At 64.5% G+C, this 17,300-nt stretch carries 13 protein-coding genes and 1 tRNA gene; all 14 read left to right on the top strand.

Annotated features, from left to right (window positions below; translation table 11 throughout):
• The 14 genes from B4920_RS08140 (at window position 1) to B4920_RS08075 (ending at window position 17,229) form a co-directional block, all read left to right on the top strand.
• Complete coding sequence (locus tag B4920_RS08140) at window positions 1-930, top strand: polyprenyl synthetase family protein (protein ID WP_305847115.1); 930 nt, start codon at window positions 1-3, stop codon at window positions 928-930.
• Window positions 931-1,052: 122 nt separating this feature from the next.
• A tRNA-Pro gene (locus tag B4920_RS08135) sits at window positions 1,053-1,129 on the top strand.
• 348 nt (window positions 1,130-1,477) lie between these two features.
• Window positions 1,478-5,434: a Pls/PosA family non-ribosomal peptide synthetase gene (locus B4920_RS08130; protein ID WP_079434118.1), complete on the top strand. Its 3,957-nt coding sequence runs from the start codon at window positions 1,478-1,480 to the stop codon at window positions 5,432-5,434.
• A 132-nt stretch (window positions 5,435-5,566) separates the two neighbouring features.
• Window positions 5,567-6,916 carry a phenylacetate--CoA ligase family protein gene (locus tag B4920_RS08125; RefSeq protein ID WP_079434117.1) on the top strand — a complete coding sequence of 450 codons (1,350 nt, stop codon included), beginning with the start codon at window positions 5,567-5,569 and terminating at the stop codon, window positions 6,914-6,916.
• 57 nt (window positions 6,917-6,973) lie between these two features.
• The gene (locus tag B4920_RS08120; RefSeq protein WP_079434116.1) at window positions 6,974-8,299 is read left to right on the top strand and encodes an O-acetylhomoserine aminocarboxypropyltransferase/cysteine synthase family protein; all 1,326 of its coding nucleotides are present in this window, start codon (window positions 6,974-6,976) and stop codon (window positions 8,297-8,299) included.
• A complete protein-coding gene (gene metX / locus B4920_RS08115; protein WP_079434115.1) occupies window positions 8,296-9,432 on the top strand; it encodes a homoserine O-acetyltransferase in 1,137 nt (378 codons plus the stop codon). The genes B4920_RS08120 and metX overlap by 4 nt, the downstream gene beginning before the upstream one ends.
• A gap of 51 nt (window positions 9,433-9,483) precedes the next feature.
• A complete protein-coding gene (locus tag B4920_RS08110; RefSeq protein ID WP_079434114.1) occupies window positions 9,484-9,894 on the top strand; it encodes a hypothetical protein in 411 nt (136 codons plus the stop codon).
• Between the two features lie 268 nt (window positions 9,895-10,162).
• A complete protein-coding gene (locus B4920_RS08105; protein ID WP_079434113.1) occupies window positions 10,163-11,632 on the top strand; it encodes an MBL fold metallo-hydrolase in 1,470 nt (489 codons plus the stop codon).
• 146 nt (window positions 11,633-11,778) lie between these two features.
• Complete coding sequence (locus tag B4920_RS08100) at window positions 11,779-12,786, top strand: sulfate ABC transporter substrate-binding protein (RefSeq protein WP_079434112.1); 1,008 nt, start codon at window positions 11,779-11,781, stop codon at window positions 12,784-12,786.
• 116 nt (window positions 12,787-12,902) lie between these two features.
• Window positions 12,903-13,589 carry an alpha/beta hydrolase gene (locus B4920_RS08095; protein ID WP_079434111.1) on the top strand — a complete coding sequence of 229 codons (687 nt, stop codon included), beginning with the start codon at window positions 12,903-12,905 and terminating at the stop codon, window positions 13,587-13,589.
• A gap of 155 nt (window positions 13,590-13,744) precedes the next feature.
• Window positions 13,745-14,722 carry a cysteine synthase A gene (gene cysK / locus B4920_RS08090; RefSeq protein ID WP_079434110.1) on the top strand — a complete coding sequence of 326 codons (978 nt, stop codon included), beginning with the start codon at window positions 13,745-13,747 and terminating at the stop codon, window positions 14,720-14,722.
• Window positions 14,719-15,696 carry a serine O-acetyltransferase EpsC gene (gene epsC, locus B4920_RS08085; protein ID WP_079434109.1) on the top strand — a complete coding sequence of 326 codons (978 nt, stop codon included), beginning with the start codon at window positions 14,719-14,721 and terminating at the stop codon, window positions 15,694-15,696. Before cysK ends, epsC begins: the two co-directional genes overlap by 4 nt.
• Window positions 15,684-15,920 carry a helix-turn-helix domain-containing protein gene (locus B4920_RS08080; RefSeq protein WP_079434108.1) on the top strand — a complete coding sequence of 79 codons (237 nt, stop codon included), beginning with the start codon at window positions 15,684-15,686 and terminating at the stop codon, window positions 15,918-15,920. Before epsC ends, B4920_RS08080 begins: the two co-directional genes overlap by 13 nt.
• A gap of 49 nt (window positions 15,921-15,969) precedes the next feature.
• The gene (locus B4920_RS08075; protein ID WP_079434107.1) at window positions 15,970-17,229 is read left to right on the top strand and encodes an OmpP1/FadL family transporter; all 1,260 of its coding nucleotides are present in this window, start codon (window positions 15,970-15,972) and stop codon (window positions 17,227-17,229) included.
• The last annotated feature ends 71 nt before the right edge of the window (window positions 17,230-17,300 follow it).

Raw genomic sequence — 17,300 nt, 5'->3', positions numbered from 1 at the left:
ATGAAGGCGCTTGATGCCGTCATAAGGGATCGCCTTTACTCCGACGTGGTTCTTATTCGCCAGGTGGCCGAGTACATCATCGGTAGCGGCGGCAAGAGACTACGCCCGGCCATGGTCTTGTTTACGGCTGGCGCCGCTGGTTATCAGGGCACCTATCATCGTGAATTGGCTGCGGTTGTGGAATTCATTCACACGGCAACGCTGCTGCACGACGATGTGGTCGACGAGTCCGAATTGCGTCGCGGCAACAAGACGGCCAATGCCCTATTCGGCAATGCCGCTTCCGTGCTGGTCGGGGATTTTCTTTATTCCCGCGCATTCCAGATGATGGTCGGCACCGACAACATGAAGGTGATGCGTGTTCTTGCAGACGCCACCAACGTGATTGCCGAAGGTGAAGTCCTGCAATTGCTCAATTGCCACAACGCAGATGTCGAAATTGAAGATTACCTGCGCGTGATCCGCTACAAGACTGCCAAGCTATTCGAAGCGGCGGCTCGGCTCGGCGGCATTCTGGGTGGTGTTGGCGTGGAGCTCGAAGATAGTCTTGCGGCCTTCGGCATGCATATCGGCACGGCTTTCCAATTGATCGATGACGTACTGGATTATTCCGGCGAAGAAGCGGATACCGGCAAGCATATTGGCGACGATCTCGCCGAGGGCAAGCCGACCCTTCCGCTGATCCACGTCATGCAGCACGGCACGCCAGAGCAGGCGGCTTGTGTGCGGAAGGCCATCGAAACAGGTGGGCGGGATGACTTCGCGGTCGTGCTGAGCGCCATTCGCGAATCCGGTGCTATTGAAGCCACCCGTAAAGTGGCTGAAGAAGAGGCGAAGCTTGCTCTTAATGCACTTAATCAACTTCCCTCTTCCATTTTCAAAGAATCATTGATACAATTGTCTTCGTTCGCAGTCGCACGGAAATATTGAAGTTCGACATGCAGTACGAAAAATCTTCAAAAAAGATTTGACAAAGTCGAAATTCACTATATAATGTGCGACTTTCTGTTTTAGAGAATTGGCAGATCAGTGCTAATTCAGCAGCAAAGAGTCGGGGAATAGCTCAGCCTGGTAGAGCACTGCGTTCGGGACGCAGGGGCCGGAGGTTCGAATCCTCTTTCCCCGACCACCAATTCAGATGCGAATAACAATCTTATTCGTGTCGCCACGAAAATGGAGCAAAGTCAGAATCGGCTTTGCTCCATTTTCGTTTTTACTGCCGTAATCGGTAAATGCGGTTTATTGGCGATGGTATCGACGCTCGCTTCTCGCTGTCCAATCCGGTTGCTGCTTGAGCGGCCGTCCGGCCAGCCCGCCGCAAGGGGGCTCCGATATGAGCCTGTGTCGAAGCCGGTCTTTCGCTGTTCGCCACACCTACACCCCGTGACTCCCCGTTGCTGCCGCAGTGGTCGTGCTGCGCATTGCCGCGTTCTGGTCCAGAACGCAGTTGGGGAATGACCGACTCTGCTGATCTCCCATGATTGTCAAAGGCCCTGTCCGACCGGATTTCCTCATTGAAGAAACCCTCGCGGATCTTTTCGAGGCGACGGCGCGTCGTCATCCCGAACGTCCAGCCCTGATCGGGGGGGCAGAATGCCTGTCCTACCGCGTGCTGGAAGAGCGTGCGGATCTGATGGCACATAACCTCATTCAGGCGGGCGTGCGGCCGGGGGGCATTGTCGGCTTGTGGTTGCCGAGGGGGGCGGAGCTTCTGGTGGCCCAGTTGGCCATCGCCAAGACCGGCGCTGCCTGGTTGCCCTTCGATGCCGATGCACCTGTCGAACGGGTCGCTGTGTGTCTGACGGACGCGCAGGGGGTAGGGCTGATCACCCGTCGGGAAGCGCCGGGCATCGGATGTCCGGTGTGGTCGCCCGATGCGCTGGTGCGTGAAGCGGGGCGGCCGCTGCATCGAAGACGCGGTGCGAGCCCGGATGATCCGGCCTACGTAATCTACACCTCCGGTTCCACGGGCATACCGAAAGGCGTACCGATCAGCCAGCGGGCGATCTGTCATTTCTTGCGCAGTGAGAACGAGGTGCTCGGCATTCGGGCTGACGACCGTATCTACCAGGGCTTCTCGGTCGCCTTCGATATGTCCTTCGAAGAGATCTGGATCGCCTACCTGGTCGGTGCCAGCCTGTGGATTGCTCCGCAGGAGATCACCGCCGATCCGGATGCCTTGCCAAAGGCCTTGGAGGAGCACGGCATCACCGTGCTGCATGCGGTGCCGACGTTGCTGGCCTTGTTCGCCAGCGATGTGCCCAGCTTGCGGCTCATCAATCTGGGCGGGGAGGCCTGCCCGCAGTCGGTGGCCGATCGCTGGGCGACGCCATCGCGGCAGGTTTTCAACACCTATGGTCCGACGGAGGCGACGGTGTCGGCCAGCATCACGGCGTTAAAGCCGGGCGAGGCGGTGACGATCGGCCGGCCGCTGCCCAACTATGGCCTGCTGGTTGTCGATGCCGCGATGAAGCTGTTGCCTGCAGGGGAGACCGGTGAGCTGTGTATCTTTGGTCCCGGTGTGGCCGATGGGTACCTGGGCAGGCCTGAGCTGACCAGCGAGAAATTCCATGCCAATCCATGGGCTGAGCAACCCCACGAAGCGCGCCTGTACCGCACCGGCGACCTGGCGCGCATCGACGGGGAAGGCCGGGTGGAGTGTCTCGGGCGGGCCGACGACCAGGTGAAGGTGCGCGGCTTCCGCGTCGAGCTGGGCGAGATCGAGGCCGCGCTGACCCGCCGGCTCGTCAATGCGACGGCGGCGGTGGTACTCAAGCCAGTCGGCGAATTCGAACAGCTGGTCGCTTACATCATGGCGGCCGACAGCGGGCAGCTGGACGTGGCCGGCTTGCGCGCCCACCTGCGCGACACCTTGCCGCCCTACATGGTGCCGAGCCATTTTGAACTGATAGAGACGATTCCCCGCCTGACCTCGGGCAAGATCGACCGCAAGGCCTTGCGTGCCATGCCGATGAGTGTGCCGGCCGCAGCGAGCGAGTCGGACGAGCCGGCCTCGGAGGCCGAGGTCGCGTTGTTTGCCGGTCTGGCCCGGTTCTTCCCGGGGCAGGCCATCCGCCGGGACCGTGACTTCTTCAACGACCTCGGTGGCCACTCCCTGCTCGCTGCGCGGCTGGTTTCCGCACTGCGTGCGGATCCGCGTTTTACAGGGATGACCGTGAGGGACGTTTATTGCCACCGGCGGGTGTCAGACATCGCGACGGCGATGGAGGAGGGCGCCGGCCGACAGTCCGCGGCCACTGCGCGCGCCTTCGTGCAGGTGCCGCCACTGAGGCGCCTTCTGTGCGGCCTCGCGCAGGCGGTGACGCTGCCGTTCATGATCGGCCTGCACATCCTCAACTGGCTGGCGCCGTTCTTCACCTATCACTTCTTCACCGGCGACCCGGGAGACAGTGTGTGGCGCGCGATGGGCGCGTCGATGCTGGTGTTTCTTGGCACCTACCTCGTCACTTTCGGCGTGGCGGTGATCGGCAGCCGGACCTTGCTGGTCGGCATCGGTCCCGGACGCTATCCCCTGTGGGGGGCGACCTATTTCCGCTGGTGGCTGGCCGATCGTCTGCAGCAGACTGCGCCAGCCTATCTGTTGTCCGGTTCCTCTCTTTATTGTGTCTACCTGCGTGCCCTTGGGGCGCGTATCGGGCGGGACGTGGTGATCGGCTCGGTGACGATCCGTCAGCCGCATTTGCTGAGCATCGGCGATGGGGCCAGCATCGGCTCCCAGGTCAACCTGGAGAATGTGCGCGTCGAAGGCGGTGAGTTGGCCGTAGGGGCCGTCGTCATCGGAGCGGAAAGCAATGTCGGCTCCTATGCGGTGCTGGAGGACGATACCTCGATTGAACCTTATGGCCGTCTCGAAGGGCTGACGGCCCTGCCGCGGGGCGGACGGATTGGCGCGCGGGAGGTCTGGGACGGATCGCCGGCGCGTTACGTGCGTCACCTGACGGAGAATGAAAGACCCGCCCGGCCAGCGGTCAGTGCTTTGCGGCGGCAGGTGGAGGCCGCTTTCTTCGCGTTGGGGGCCGCGCTGACGGCCTTGCTGTTCTTCCTGCCGATCTTCCCGACCTTCGTGCTGATCGATGCGCTCGATGATGGCGCCTTCGATCCGGCGGTGGCCGGCGCCCAAGGCTATCTGTGGGCCGTGCTGCGCTATACCGTGCTGGCGCTGCCGGCCAGTAGCGTGCTGGTCATCGGCACCGCACTGATTGCCGCTGCTATCCGCTGGCTGGTGCTGCCGCGCCTGCTGCCGGGTACCTGGCCGGTACATGGCAATGTGTATTGCCGCAAATGGCTGGCCAACCAGATCCAGGTGGCGAGCCTCAACGTGCTGCATGGGGTCTATGCGACGATCTACGCGCCAGTGTGGTATCGCCTGCTCGGCGCCAAGATCGGCCGCGACGCGGAGATTTCCACTGCGATGGGGATCGTGCCCGACATGCTGACCCTCGGTGACGAGGCCTTCATCGCCGATGCGGTGATGCTCGGCGACGAGAAGATCGACGCCGGCTGGATGTCGGTGGATCACACGGTGATCGGCCAGCGCAGCTTTGTCGGCAATGGTGCCTACGTGCCCGACGGCACCACGCTGCCGCCCGGCGTGCTGCTCGGCGTGCAGTCGAAGGCGCCGGACTCTGCAAGAATGGTGTCGGGTCAGACCTGGATCGGTTCGCCGGCCCTGGAGCTGCCGTCCCGGGAGGCGATTGCCGGATTTCCCGATGCGCTGACCTTCCGCCCGTCCATCTGGCGACGTATCGGCCGTGGCATCGTCGAAGCGGCGCGCATCCTGATTCCCCTGTCCCTGATCATCGGTGTCGGCTACGTGATCGTGCTGGCCGCGATGCCTGCCGCCGCCGACGAGAACTGGTTCAAACTGTCCTGGCAGCTGAGCCTGGCCGGGATCTGCTACGGCATCGGCGGCTTCCTGCTGGTGGTGCTGCTCAAGTGGCTGCTCATCGGTCGCTACCGCCCGCGTGCCGTGCCCATGTGGACACCCTTCGTGTGGGTCAGCGAGGCCGTCACCAGCGTCTATGAGTCCATTGCCGTGCCCAACTTTCTGGAGTACCTGCGCGGCACGCCGATGCTGCCGGTAGTGTTGCGCCTGATCGGCGTGCGCACGGGGCGCGGCGTCTATATGGATACCACCGACATCACCGAGTTCGATTGCGTGACGATCGGCGATCACGCCGAACTGAATGCCTGGTCGGGGCCGCAGACCCACCTGTTCGAAGACCGCATCATGAAGATCGGCCGCATCGACATCGGCGCCCAGGTCACGGTCGGAGTGCGTGGTACGGTGCTCTACGACACCCGGATCGGCAACGGCGTGCGGCTCGGACCGCTGACCCTGGTCATGAAGGGCGAGGCCCTGCCGCCCCATACGGCCTGGAGCGGTTCGCCAGCCCAGCCCTGGCAGGGCTGAAGAGGGCGATTTTGGCAGTGCGCCCGAAAAGTTATTCGGCATGGAGCTGCAAAGCTCAGAAGAATTGCTTGGTTGGGCACACGGAAGGGGGAGACTAGAGTCGGACTTTCGAGTATTTCGTTGGTCTGTATCATGTCCCGTCTCTCCGCGCCCGCCCAAAACCATCGCCCCTTCTGGGACGAAGCCCTCGAAACCCAGTCCCGCGCCGATTGGGATGCGCTGAAGCTGCAGCTCCTGCAGAAGCACCTGCATCACGCCTATTACAACTCCCCGTTCTACCGGGCCAGCTTCGATGCGGCCGGCGTGCATCCGGAAGAGGTGCGCAGCCTCGACGACATCCGCCGTTTCCCTTTCATCAACAAGCAGACCCTGCGGGAACGTCAGCTGGCGGTGCCGCCTTTCGGCGACCTGGTGGCGGTGCCCGAGCGGGACATTGTTTACATCTCCGCCTCCAGCGGGTCGACCGGCATCCCGACGGCTTCGCCCTTCAGCGCCACCGACTTCGAAGAATGGATCGACTATGAGGCGCGCCAGTTCTGGTCTTCCGGGCTGCGTCCGGAAGACCGCTACGCCCACTCCCTGAACTTCTCCCTGTTCGTCGGCGGCCCCTGTGTGCTCGGCGCGCAGAAGCTTGGCGCCTTGTCCATCCACGCGGGCACCGTGCCGTCCGAACGCCTGCTGGCCATCCTGCGGCAATTCCAGGTCACCGCCATCTGGACCACACCGTCCTATGCCTGGTACCTGGGTGAAACGGCGATCAAGGAAGGCATCGACCTGCGCAAGGACCTCGCCGTGCGGCGCATCTTCGTGGCCGGCGAGCCCGGCGGCTCGATCCCCGAGACCCGCCAGCGTATCGAGGACCTGTGGGGAGCCTCGGTATATGACTACTACGGCCTGTCGGATATCTTCGGTTCCTGCGCCGGCATGTGCGAGGAGAAGGACGGCCTGCACTGGGCGGAGGACCACATCCTCGTCGAGGTGCTGCACCCGGAGACCAACGAGCCGGTGGAAGAGGGCGGCCGCGGCGAGCTGGTGCTGACCACGCTCAAGAAGAGCGCCCGTCCGATGGTTCGCTTCCGCACCGGCGACATCGTGTCCTTCACGTCCGAGCCCTGCGGTTGCGGTCGTACGTCGATCCGTCTGCAGCGCGTGCATGGGCGCCTGGACGACATGCTGATTATCAAAGGCGCCAATCTCTTCCCCAGCGACGTGGAAGCCATCGCCCGGCGCGAGCACGATCTCACCGGTGAATACCGGCTGATCGTCGAGCGGGAAAACCACCTGGACCGCCTAACCGTCGAGCTGGAACGCAGCGCTGCGTTCGCTGGCAGCGATGAGGACCTGGCCCGCCACTTTGCGCGCCAGCTGAAGTCCATCACCGGCGTCAGCGCGGTGGTGCACATCCTGCCGCCCGACACCTTGCCGCGTGCCACCCACAAGGCCAAGCGCGTTGAAGACCGCCGCAGCGGCGTGTGGGCCTGAGCAGCCCGGCATACGAAACGACAACAGACCGATACAGACAGACCAAGGAGCGCTTCCATGACCGACCGCAAAGCCGCCTACCGTTTCGAAACCCTGCAGGTCCACGCCGGCCAGCAGCCCGCACCGGGCACCAACGCCCGTGCCGTGCCGATCTATCAGACCACGTCCTACACCTTCAACGATGCCGACCATGGCGCGCGTCTGTTCGCGCTGAAGGAGTTCGGCAACATCTACACTCGCATCATGAACCCCACCACCGACGTCTTCGAGCAGCGCATCGCCGCGCTGGAAGGCGGCGTCGCTGCGGTGGCCACCAGCTCCGGCCAGGCCGCCCAGTTCCTGACCATCACCACCATTGCCCAGGCCGGTGACAACATCGTATCCACCAGCTACGTGTATGGCGGCACCTACAACCAGTTCAAGGTCACGCTGCCGCGCCTCGGCATCAACGTGAAGTTCGTCGAGGGCGACAACCCCGAGGACTTCCGCCGGGCCATCGACGCCAACACCAAGGCCTTGTATGTGGAGACCATCGGTAATCCGCGTTTCAACATCCCGGATTTCGAGGCGTTGGCGCAGATCGCCCATGAGGCGGGTATCCCGTTGATCGTCGACAACACCTTCGGTGCCGGCGGCTACATCGCCCGTCCGATCGACCACGGCGCGGACATCGTCGTGGAATCGGCGACCAAGTGGATCGGCGGCCACGGCACGTCCATCGGCGGGGTGATCGTCGATTCCGGCAAGTTCGACTGGGGCAACGGCAAGTTCCCGCTGTTCACCGATCCGGCGCCGGGCTACCACGGCCTCAACTTCTGGGAGGTATTCGGCAGCGGCGGTCCCTTCGGCAATATTGCCTTCGCGATCCGCGCCCGCGTCGAAGGCCTGCGCGACATCGGCCCGAGCCTGTCGCCGTTCAATGCTTTCCAGCTGCTGCAGGGCGTCGAGACCCTGTCCCTGCGCGTGCAGCGCCACCTTGAGAATGCCCTCGAACTGGCCCATTGGCTGAAGGTCCATCCGCAGGTGGCGTGGGTCGAATACAACGGCCTGGAAGACAGCCCCTACCATGAGCTGGCCAAGAAGTACCTGCGCAACGGCTTCGGTGCGGTGCTCAACTTCGGCATCAAGGGCGGCGCCAATGCCGCGCGGACCTTCATCGACAATGTGGAGCTGGCCAGCCACCTGGCCAACGTCGGCGATGCCAAGACGCTGGTGATCCATCCGGCGTCTACCACCCACCAGCAACTGTCGGAAGCCGAGCAGAAGAGCGCCGGCGTGCGGCCGGATCTGGTGCGCGTGTCGGTGGGCATCGAGCACATCGAGGACATCAAGGCCGACTTCGACCACGCCCTGCGCCGGGCCGGGCTGGAAGCAGCGGCATGAACGATTTCCGGCTCTCCGATCAGACCCGCCTGTTTCAGATGGGCGGCGATTTTGCGCTGGAGTCGGGCGAGAGCCTGCCAGGCGCGCAGATCGCCTTCCGGACCTGGGGACAGCTGTCGGCGCGAGCCGACAATGCGGTGATCGTCTGCCATGCCCTGACTGGCTCGGCTGACGCCGACGAATGGTGGGAACCGCTGTTCGGCAAGGGCAAGGCGCTCGACCCGAGCACCCAGTTCATCGTCTGCAGCAACGTGCTCGGCGGCTGCTACGGCAGCACCGGGCCGACGACGCCGGCACCCGACGGTCGGCCGTGGGGGGCACGCTTCCCGCGTCTGACCATCCGCGATCAGGTGCGGGCCCAGATCGCCCTGGCGGACGCCCTCGGTATCCGCCGCATCCGCTTCGTGATCGGTGGTTCCATGGGCGGTCTGCAGGCGCTGGAGTGGGCCCTGCTCGATCCGCACAGGGTCGGTGCGGTGGTGACGATTGCCGCCTCGGCGGCCCACTCACCGTGGTGCGTGGCCTGGAGCGAAGCCCAGCGCCTGGCATTGGCGGCCGATCCCAGGTACCGGGATGGCCACTACGATCCGTCCGATCCCCCGCTAGCGGGGCTCGCTGCAGCACGGGCGATGGCGATGGTCGGTTATCGCAGCCCGGCTTCCCTGACCCGGCGCTTCGGGCGCAGCGGTGCCGACGAGATTTTCGGCGCGCGGGCTGCCGATCCGGATGTCCTCGCCGTGCAGGGCTGGGTGCGCCATCACGGCGACAGCCTGACCCGCCGCTTCGATGCCCACAGCTATCGGGTTCTCCTCGATGCGATGGACAGCCATGATGTGGGGCGCGGGCGGGGTGGTTGCCGGGCGGCTCTGGAGCAGATCCGCCAGCCGGTGCTGGTCGGTTCGGTGCCGTCGGATGCGCTGTATGTGCCGGAGGATCAGCTGTTCCTGGTCAGCCAGTTGTCGCGGGCCAGCCTGATTGCCATCGATTCCGAGCATGGTCACGACGGCTTCCTGATCGACGCCGGGCGCTTCGAGCCGGCGGTCCGGCGTTTCCTGGCTGAATTCCACTCCGGCGATGTGCATTCCCTGCTTACAAGCAGTCGTGCGCCGAGTCATATTTCGTACATACATTAGGACGAGAATGCGGACCCCGGCTGGTCCGGCTGTTTCACAGGAAAGATCGACATGACCAATTCTCCCGTTCCCCGCCGCGCGAGCGCGGCGACGCCTCCCCAGGTTGGCAATGCCGTGTTGCGCAGTGCCCTGCTTGGAAACCTGCACGATGCAGGCGTTGCAGTCGTCCGTTGCGCCGCCGGGCGGGACCGGGAGTCCCTGTTTGCATCGCCAGCCCTGCGCGAGAAGATCCTCGAGTGTCTGGAGGTGATGCGCGTCAGTGCCCGTGACATGCCGGAGTCCGACAAGGAGGAAATGGAGCGCGTCGACTGGCGGGCCTGGGAAGGCCTGAACACCGCGGCCATCGGATCGCCTCGTCAGGGCCGTGAGCGCCTGTGGCAGATCATTACCGACCTGGTGCCGACCACGCTGGTCGAGGTCCGTCGCTACCGTCGCGCGCTGCCGGGCTGGTTCGAGATCTGACTCCCGGGGTCGGGCACAGCTGCCCGGATTCCCCCATCGCCTGCTGTAATTCCACCACGGGCTGCTGGATGCGAAACATCCGGCAGCCCGTAGTCTTTCCTGCCCTGGCTTGCATCGACCTTGCAGGGCTTGCGTAAATCTCCTGAAAAAACAAACCCCAGCAGTGCTGTGCAGGGGTGAGTGCCGGGCCTGGGTATGGTTCTTGCCGAAGCCTGGACATCATTCACTCGATAAGGCTCCGTCCGCGGGCCACAGCTCAGGGGGTTTCATGCGCAAAGTCGTACTTCCCGTCATCGGTTTTACCGCTGCCCTGTCTTTCGTCGCCAGCATGCCGGCGGCGGCGCAAAGCCTGGAGGGCGCCGTCAAGGCCCTGAATGCGGCCGACACCCATTCCCTGTCCCTGACCGGGACCGGCCAGTGGTTCCAGTTCGGCCAGGCGCCGAATCCCACGCTGGCCTGGCCGCGTTTCGACGTGAGTCGCTATGCCGCCGATTTCAACTACGACAGCGCCAGCGCGCGGGTGCAGATCACCCGCAGCCAGACCATCGAGCCGGGGCGAGTGCGCCCGGCACCCGTCGAGCAAAAGGTTGACCAGTACGTGAGCGGCGCCCACGCCTGGAACCTGCCGACGGCTAACGCTGCCAATCCGGCACCCGCTCCGCAGCCGGCCGCGCTGGCCGAGCGCCTGGCCGAGATCTGGTCTACCCCGCAGGGCTTCCTGCGCGCCGCGCTGGCCAACCACGCCAAGACCACGACCAAGGCCGGCGAGGCCGAGGTGAGCTTTACCGTCAACGGGCATTACCGCTTCGTCGGCATCATCAATGCCGCCAACCAGGTGGTGAAGGTGCGTACCTGGGTCGACAATCCGGTGCTCGGCGATACCCTCGTCGAAACCAAGTTCTTCGGTTATCGCAACTTCGGCAGCCTGTACTTCCCGTCCCAGATCGAGCGGACCCAGGGCGGTTATCCGGTGCTCGACCTGCAGATCACCGATGTGAAGGCTAATCCGGCCGTCGACCTGCCGGTGCCGGCCGAAGTAGCGAGCGCCAAGCCCGCCGCGCCGACGGTCACCGTGACCAAGCTCGCTGAAGGCGTGCTGTACCTGACCGGCGGCACCCACCACAGCGTGGCCATCGAGCAGAAGGACCACGTGGTGGTTGTCGAGGCGCCCCTCAACGAAGAGCGTTCCCAGGCGGTGATCGCCAAGGTCAAGGAAGCGATTCCTGGCAAGCCGATCAAATACCTCGTCAACACCCACGCCCACTTTGACCACTCCGGCGGCCTGCGGACCTTTGTGAACGAAGGCGCCACCATCGTCACGCCGGCGGCCAACGTGGCCTACTACCGCAAGGCCTGGGCCGCGCCGCGCAGCATCAATCCCGACGGTCTGGCCAAGTCCCGCAAGGGCGCCGTGTTCGCCGCCGTGGACGGCAAACGCGTGCTCACCGACGGCAAGCGCAGCATCGAGATCCACAGTATCGCGGGCAGTGGCCACAGCGATGCCTTCTCGCTGATCTATCTGCCGGCCGAGAAGATCCTCATCGAGGCTGATGCCTACACGCCGACGGCAGCCAACGTACCGCCCCCTGCCAGCCCGAACCCGTACTCGGTGAATCTCTACGACAACATCCAGAAGCTCAAGCTGGATGTGGAGCAGATCGCCGCCTTGCACGGTCCGCGTGTCGTCACCCTGAACGATCTGCGTACCGCGATCGGCCAGGCCAGCGCCTCCCGCTGAGCCCCACCCGTCGCGCCTCCGCCGCAGTGAAAATCTGAATAAGAATTCACTGCGGCAGGAATAAGCAAAAGAATTTTTCTTGGTTCGTCATTCGAATCTTCGTCTCTAGACTCGGTTTCACCCATCGTTAGTCAATAGGAAGTCCAATGAAATCGCGCTTTGCCCGCCGTTCCCTGTTGTCTCTTGCTCTCGTTCTCGGTCTCTCCAGCCTGGCCCAGGCTGATGTCACGCTGCTGAACGTTTCCTACGATCCGACCCGCGAGCTCTATCAGGATTACAACGCCGCCTTCGCCAAGTACTGGAAGGCCAAGACCAAGGAAGACGTGACCGTCAAGGCTTCCCACGGTGGTTCCGGCAAGCAGGCCCGTTCGGTGATCGATGGCCTCGAAGCCGACGTGGTGACCCTGGCCCTGGCCGCCGACATCGACGCCCTCAACGAAAACGGCAAGCTGCTGCCGGCCGACTGGCAGAAGCGTCTGCCGCACAACGCCTCGCCCTACACCTCCACCATCGTCTTCCTGGTCCGCAAGGGCAACCCCAAGAAGATCAAGGACTGGAATGATCTGGCCAAGCCCGGCATCGAAGTGATCACCCCGAACCCGAAGACCTCCGGCGGCGCCCGCTGGAACTACCTGGCCGCCTGGGGTTATGCCCTCAAGCAGCCGGGCGGCAACGACGCCACCGCCAAGGACTTCGTCAAGAAGATCTACGGCAACGTGAAGGTGCTGGACTCCGGCGCCCGCGGTTCGACCACCACCTTCGCCGAGCGCGGCATCGGCGACGTGCTGATCGCTTGGGAAAACGAAGCCTACCTGGCCGTCAAGGAATTGGGTCCGGACAAGTTCGACATCGTGACGCCGTCCCTCTCCATCCTGGCTGAGCCCCCGGTTTCCGTGGTCGACAAGGTCGTCGACAAGCGTGGCACCCGCAAGGTCGCCGAAGAGTACCTGAAGTACCTGTACTCGCCGGAAGGCCAGGACATCGCCGGCAAGAACTACTACCGTCCGACCGATGCCAAGGTGGCTGCGAAGTACGCCAAGCAGTTCGCTCCGGTCAAGCTGTTCAAGATCGACGACGTCTTTGGCGGCTGGGCCAAGGCCCAGAAGACCCACTTCGCCGATGGCGGCGTGTTCGACCAGATCAGCGTCAAGTAACAGGCGAGGGCATTCCGGCCCTTGGGCCGGATACACCGAAACCGCGCCAGGCCCCCAAAGCCTGGCGTTTTTTTCATCAAGGCGCCGAAACGGCCGCCTTCTGCAGGAGCGTTCGCGTGCTGCAAACCACCCTGATCGTTCCCGGACTCAACAACAGCGGCGCAGGCCATTGGCAAACCTGGCTGGAAGAACAATTGCCCGATGTGCGCCGGGTGCGCCACATCGACTGGGATGTACCCGTACTGGCCCGCTGGGCCACAGAAGTGCGGCGCGAAATCGACGAGGCTGCCGGCGTGGTGTGGCTGGTCGCCCACAGCTACGGCTGTCTGGCCTCGGTCGTGGCGGCGGCGGATCGCCCGGAAAGGGTGGCCGGCCTGTTGCTGGTGGCGCCGCCGGAGCCCGACCGCTTCACCGCCTTCGGCCTGCGCGACCCGCGCGACGTAGCCTGTAGAAGCGGGCTGGCCGAATGGATTCCGGCCTCGCCGATCGGCGTGCCGAGCATGGTCGTGGCGAGCCGCGACGACCCTTGGGCGAGCATCGAACAGACCGCCCACTGGGCTGACTGTTGGGGCAGCCTGTTCATCGACATCGGCCTGGCCGGTCATATCAACATCGAATCGGGGCATGGCCCCTGGCCCCAGGGCCTGGCGCTGCTCAACGCGCTGCGCGACTCCTACACCGGTCTGCCGCTCGGCAGCATCGACGACGGCAAGGTCACCAACCGCGGCAAACGCGGTGCGCTGGCCCGCCTGCGCCACCGGACCCGCTTCAACTGGGACGTGTTTACCGAGCTGTCCCACTGAATCCGCTTATCCAGAATAATGAAAAGCTTATTCGATTTGAGTTGCAAACCAACTGAATTATTGTTGGTTCGCTGCCCAAGTCGGTGGGCGTAGTGTGCTCCGCAATGCAGTACAGACATTCACTTACCTGAACCGATTGATCCAAGGAGATTCTGATGTCGAAATGGTACGCGGACAACGCACAGTCCATCGGCCACACCCCGCTGATCAAACTCAATCGCATCACTGACGGTGCGCCCGCCACGGTGCTGGCCAAGATCGAAGGCCGCAACCCGGCCTACTCGGTGAAATGCCGCATCGGTGCTGCACTGGTGGCAGACGCCGAAAAGCGTGGCCTGCTCGGCCCAGGCAAGGAGTTGGTCGAGCCGACCAGTGGCAATACCGGTATCGCGCTGGCCTTCGTCGCCGCCGCCAAGGGCATCCCGCTGACGCTGACGATGCCTGAAACGATGAGCATCGAGCGTCGCAAGCTGCTTACCGCCTACGGCGCCAAGCTGGTGCTGACCGAAGGCCCCAAGGGCATGAGCGGGGCGGTGGCCAAGGCTGAGGAAATCGCCGCCTCCGATCCGGACAAGTACGTGCTGCTGCAGCAGTTCAAGAACCCCGCCAACCCGGCCATCCATGAAGCCACCACCGGCCCCGAGATCTGGGACGACACCGACGGTGCGGTGGATATCTTCGTGTCCGGCGTCGGTACGGGTGGCACGATCACCGGCGTCAGCCGCTACATCAAGCAGGGGCGCGGCAAGGCCATCCAGTCGGTGGCAGTCGAGCCGTCGGCCAGCCCGATCCTCACCCAGGCCCGCGCCGGCGAACCGCTCAAGCCCGGCCCGCACAAGATCCAGGGCATTGGCGCCGGTTTCGTGCCGGGCGTGCTCGATCTGTCGCTGGTGGACGCGGTGGAGCAGGTCAGCAATGAGGAGGCGGTGGACTACGCCCGCCGCCTGGCTCGCGAGGAGGGCATCCTGTCCGGCATCTCCAGCGGCGCCGCCGTGGCCGCAGCCGTGCGTCTGGCCAAGCTGCCGCAGAACGAGGGCAAGACCATCGTCGTGATCCTGCCGGATTCGGGCGAGCGGTATCTGAGTTCGGTCCTCTTCGAAGGCGTCTTCGACGCTGCAGGCTTGCCGGCATGAACTGGCGAGAGCCCGTGAGCACGCACGCCGACTCCGTCGCGGCTGAGCACTGGGATCTCAATGCGGTGGTCACCGGCCTGCGGGCCGTGCGTGACCGCTGGCGTGAGGCCCAGGGCCGCAGCCGCGAGGCTGGCGGCCGCGAGTTCCCATCCCGGGAGGCTCTGGCCACGGTGGTCGGACAGTTGTGTGGGGCGCTCTTTCCGATGCGCCTCGGCCCGGCCGACCTGCGCCAGGAGAGCGAGGACTACTACGTCGGCTATACGCTGGACGCCGCCCTTCACGGGCTGCTCGAACAGGTCCGCCTTGAACTGGCCTACCAGGCCCGTCATGGGGATGTGGACGAGCAGGCGATCCGGCGTCAGGCCATCTACGTGGTGCGCGAGTTCGTGGCAACCCTGCCATCCACCCGCGCTTTGCTCGACACCGACGTGGAGGCCGCTTTCCTCGGGGATCCGGCAGCCCGCAGCGTGGACGAGGTGGTGTTGTGCTACCCGGGCATCCTGGCGGTCATCCACCACCGTATTGCCCATCGCCTGTATAGCCTCGGCGTGCCGCTGATTGCGCGTATCGTCGCCGAGCTGGCCCACTCGGCCACCGGTATCGACATCCACCCGGGCGCCGAGATCGGCCACAGCTTCTTCATCGACCACGGCACCGGCGTGGTGATCGGCGAGACGGCGGTGATCGGCAACCGGGTCCGGCTGTACCAGGCGGTAACGCTCGGCGCCAAGCGTTTCCCGGTCGGTGCCGACGGCAGCCTCGAGAAGGGACAGCCGCGTCATCCGGTGCTCGAGGACGACGTGGTGGTCTACGCCGGTGCGACCATCCTTGGCCGGATCACCATCGGCGAAGGTTCCAGCATCGGTGGCAACGTGTGGCTGACCCACAGCGTGCCGCCAGGCAGTCACATCACCCAGGCTGGCCTGCAGCATGCACTTGCCGGCCAGGAGCGGTCTGCCCCATGGCCGCGCTGACCCGCCGCTTCGGTCTGGCCGTCCGCCAGTTGCGGGAGGAGCGGGGTTGGTCCCAGGAGGTCTTTGCCGACCGGGCCGGCCTCAGCCGCTCCTATGCCGGAGAAGTCGAACGGGGTAACGCGGTACCGTCGCTGGCCACGGTGCTCAAGGTGGCTTCCGCCTTTGGCATCAGTGCCTCGACGCTGATCGAGCATTCCGAGAAAGCAGAAATCCGCCGCCCCTGAACCTCACGGGCAGGTGGATCGCCAGTCATCTCTACAGAAAAACAAACACATGAACTTGCGCAAGACTCTTCTGGCCGCCAGCCTGGCGGCCGCGGCGTGGCCTTTTGCCGCATCGGCCACCAACGGCTATTTCGCCCATGGTTACGGCGTGCGCGCCCAGGGCGTCGCCGGCGTTTCCATCGCCTTGCCGCAGGATGGCCTTGCCGCCGCGGCAAACCCGGCGGGCACGGCGCTGGTCGGCGACCGCCTCGACCTCGGCGTGTCCCTGTTCCGTCCCGACCGCGGCGCGTCCATCCGCGGTAACGGATACGGCGCCAATGGTGATTTCAGCGGCAACGACACCAGCAACTTCCTGATTCCCGAATTCGGCTATGCCCGCCAGTTGTCGCCCAACCTGGGCTGGGGCGTGGCGGTGTACGGCAATGGCGGCATGAACACCGACTACGGACGCAATCCCTTCGGAGCCTTCGGCTCCACCGGTCGCGCCGGTGTCGACCTGTCCCAGCTGTTCGTCACCCCCTCGGTGGCCTACAAGCTGACGCCCAGCCAGTCGATCGGTGCCGCGGTGACTTTTGCCTACCAGCGCTTCGCGGCCCGTGGGCTGGGGGCTTTCGACAACCCGATGACCTCGTCCAACCCGGGCTCGGTGACGGATCGCGGTCATGACAGCTCAACCGGTGTCGGCATCAAACTGGGCTGGATCGGCGAGGTGCTGCCGACTGTCAAGCTCGGGGCGAGCTGGTCTTCGCGCATCGAAACGGGTGAGCTCGGCCGCTACAAGGGGCTGTTCGAGGGCGGTGGCGGTTTCGACGTACCCGCCAACTACGGCGTGGGCGTGGCCTGGCAGGCCTTGCCGGCGCTGACGCTGGCGGCGGACTGGCAGCGCATCGAGTACAGCAGCGTGAAGGCGGTGGGCAATCCGCTGTCGGTGCTGTTCAGCGGCGGCCAACTGGGTGCCGACAATGGCGCCGGCTTTGGCTGGCGCGATGTGTCCACCGTCAAGCTTGGCGCGATCTACCAAGTGGATGAGCGCCTGACCCTGCGCGCCGGTGTGAGCCGCAACCAGCAGGCGGTGTCCGCCAACCAGACTTTTGTTAACATCCTTGCCCCCGGCGTGGTGCGTAACCATTACAGCCTCGGTGCCAGCCTGAAGAGCGGCCCCGGCGGCGAGTGGAGCGTCGCCTATACTCGGGTGCCCAGGACCACGGTGTCCGGCTCCGGCTCCATTCCCGCCAGCTTCGGTGGCGGCGAAGCGGATCTGCGCATGAGCCAGGACGTACTGACAGTGGGGTATTCCTGGGCACTGTGATGCGCGGGGCAGAGATTGATCCCGTGCGGGACTGGCCCTGGAAAGGGGCTTGTCCTGTGGGCGGATTGATC

It is taken from the genome of Zoogloea sp. LCSB751 (genome assembly GCF_002028455.1).
Lineage (GTDB): Bacteria > Pseudomonadota > Gammaproteobacteria > Burkholderiales > Rhodocyclaceae > Zoogloea.
The sequence above is the reverse complement of the archived record's forward strand: the minus strand, read 5'-3'. Positions and strand labels throughout refer to the sequence as shown.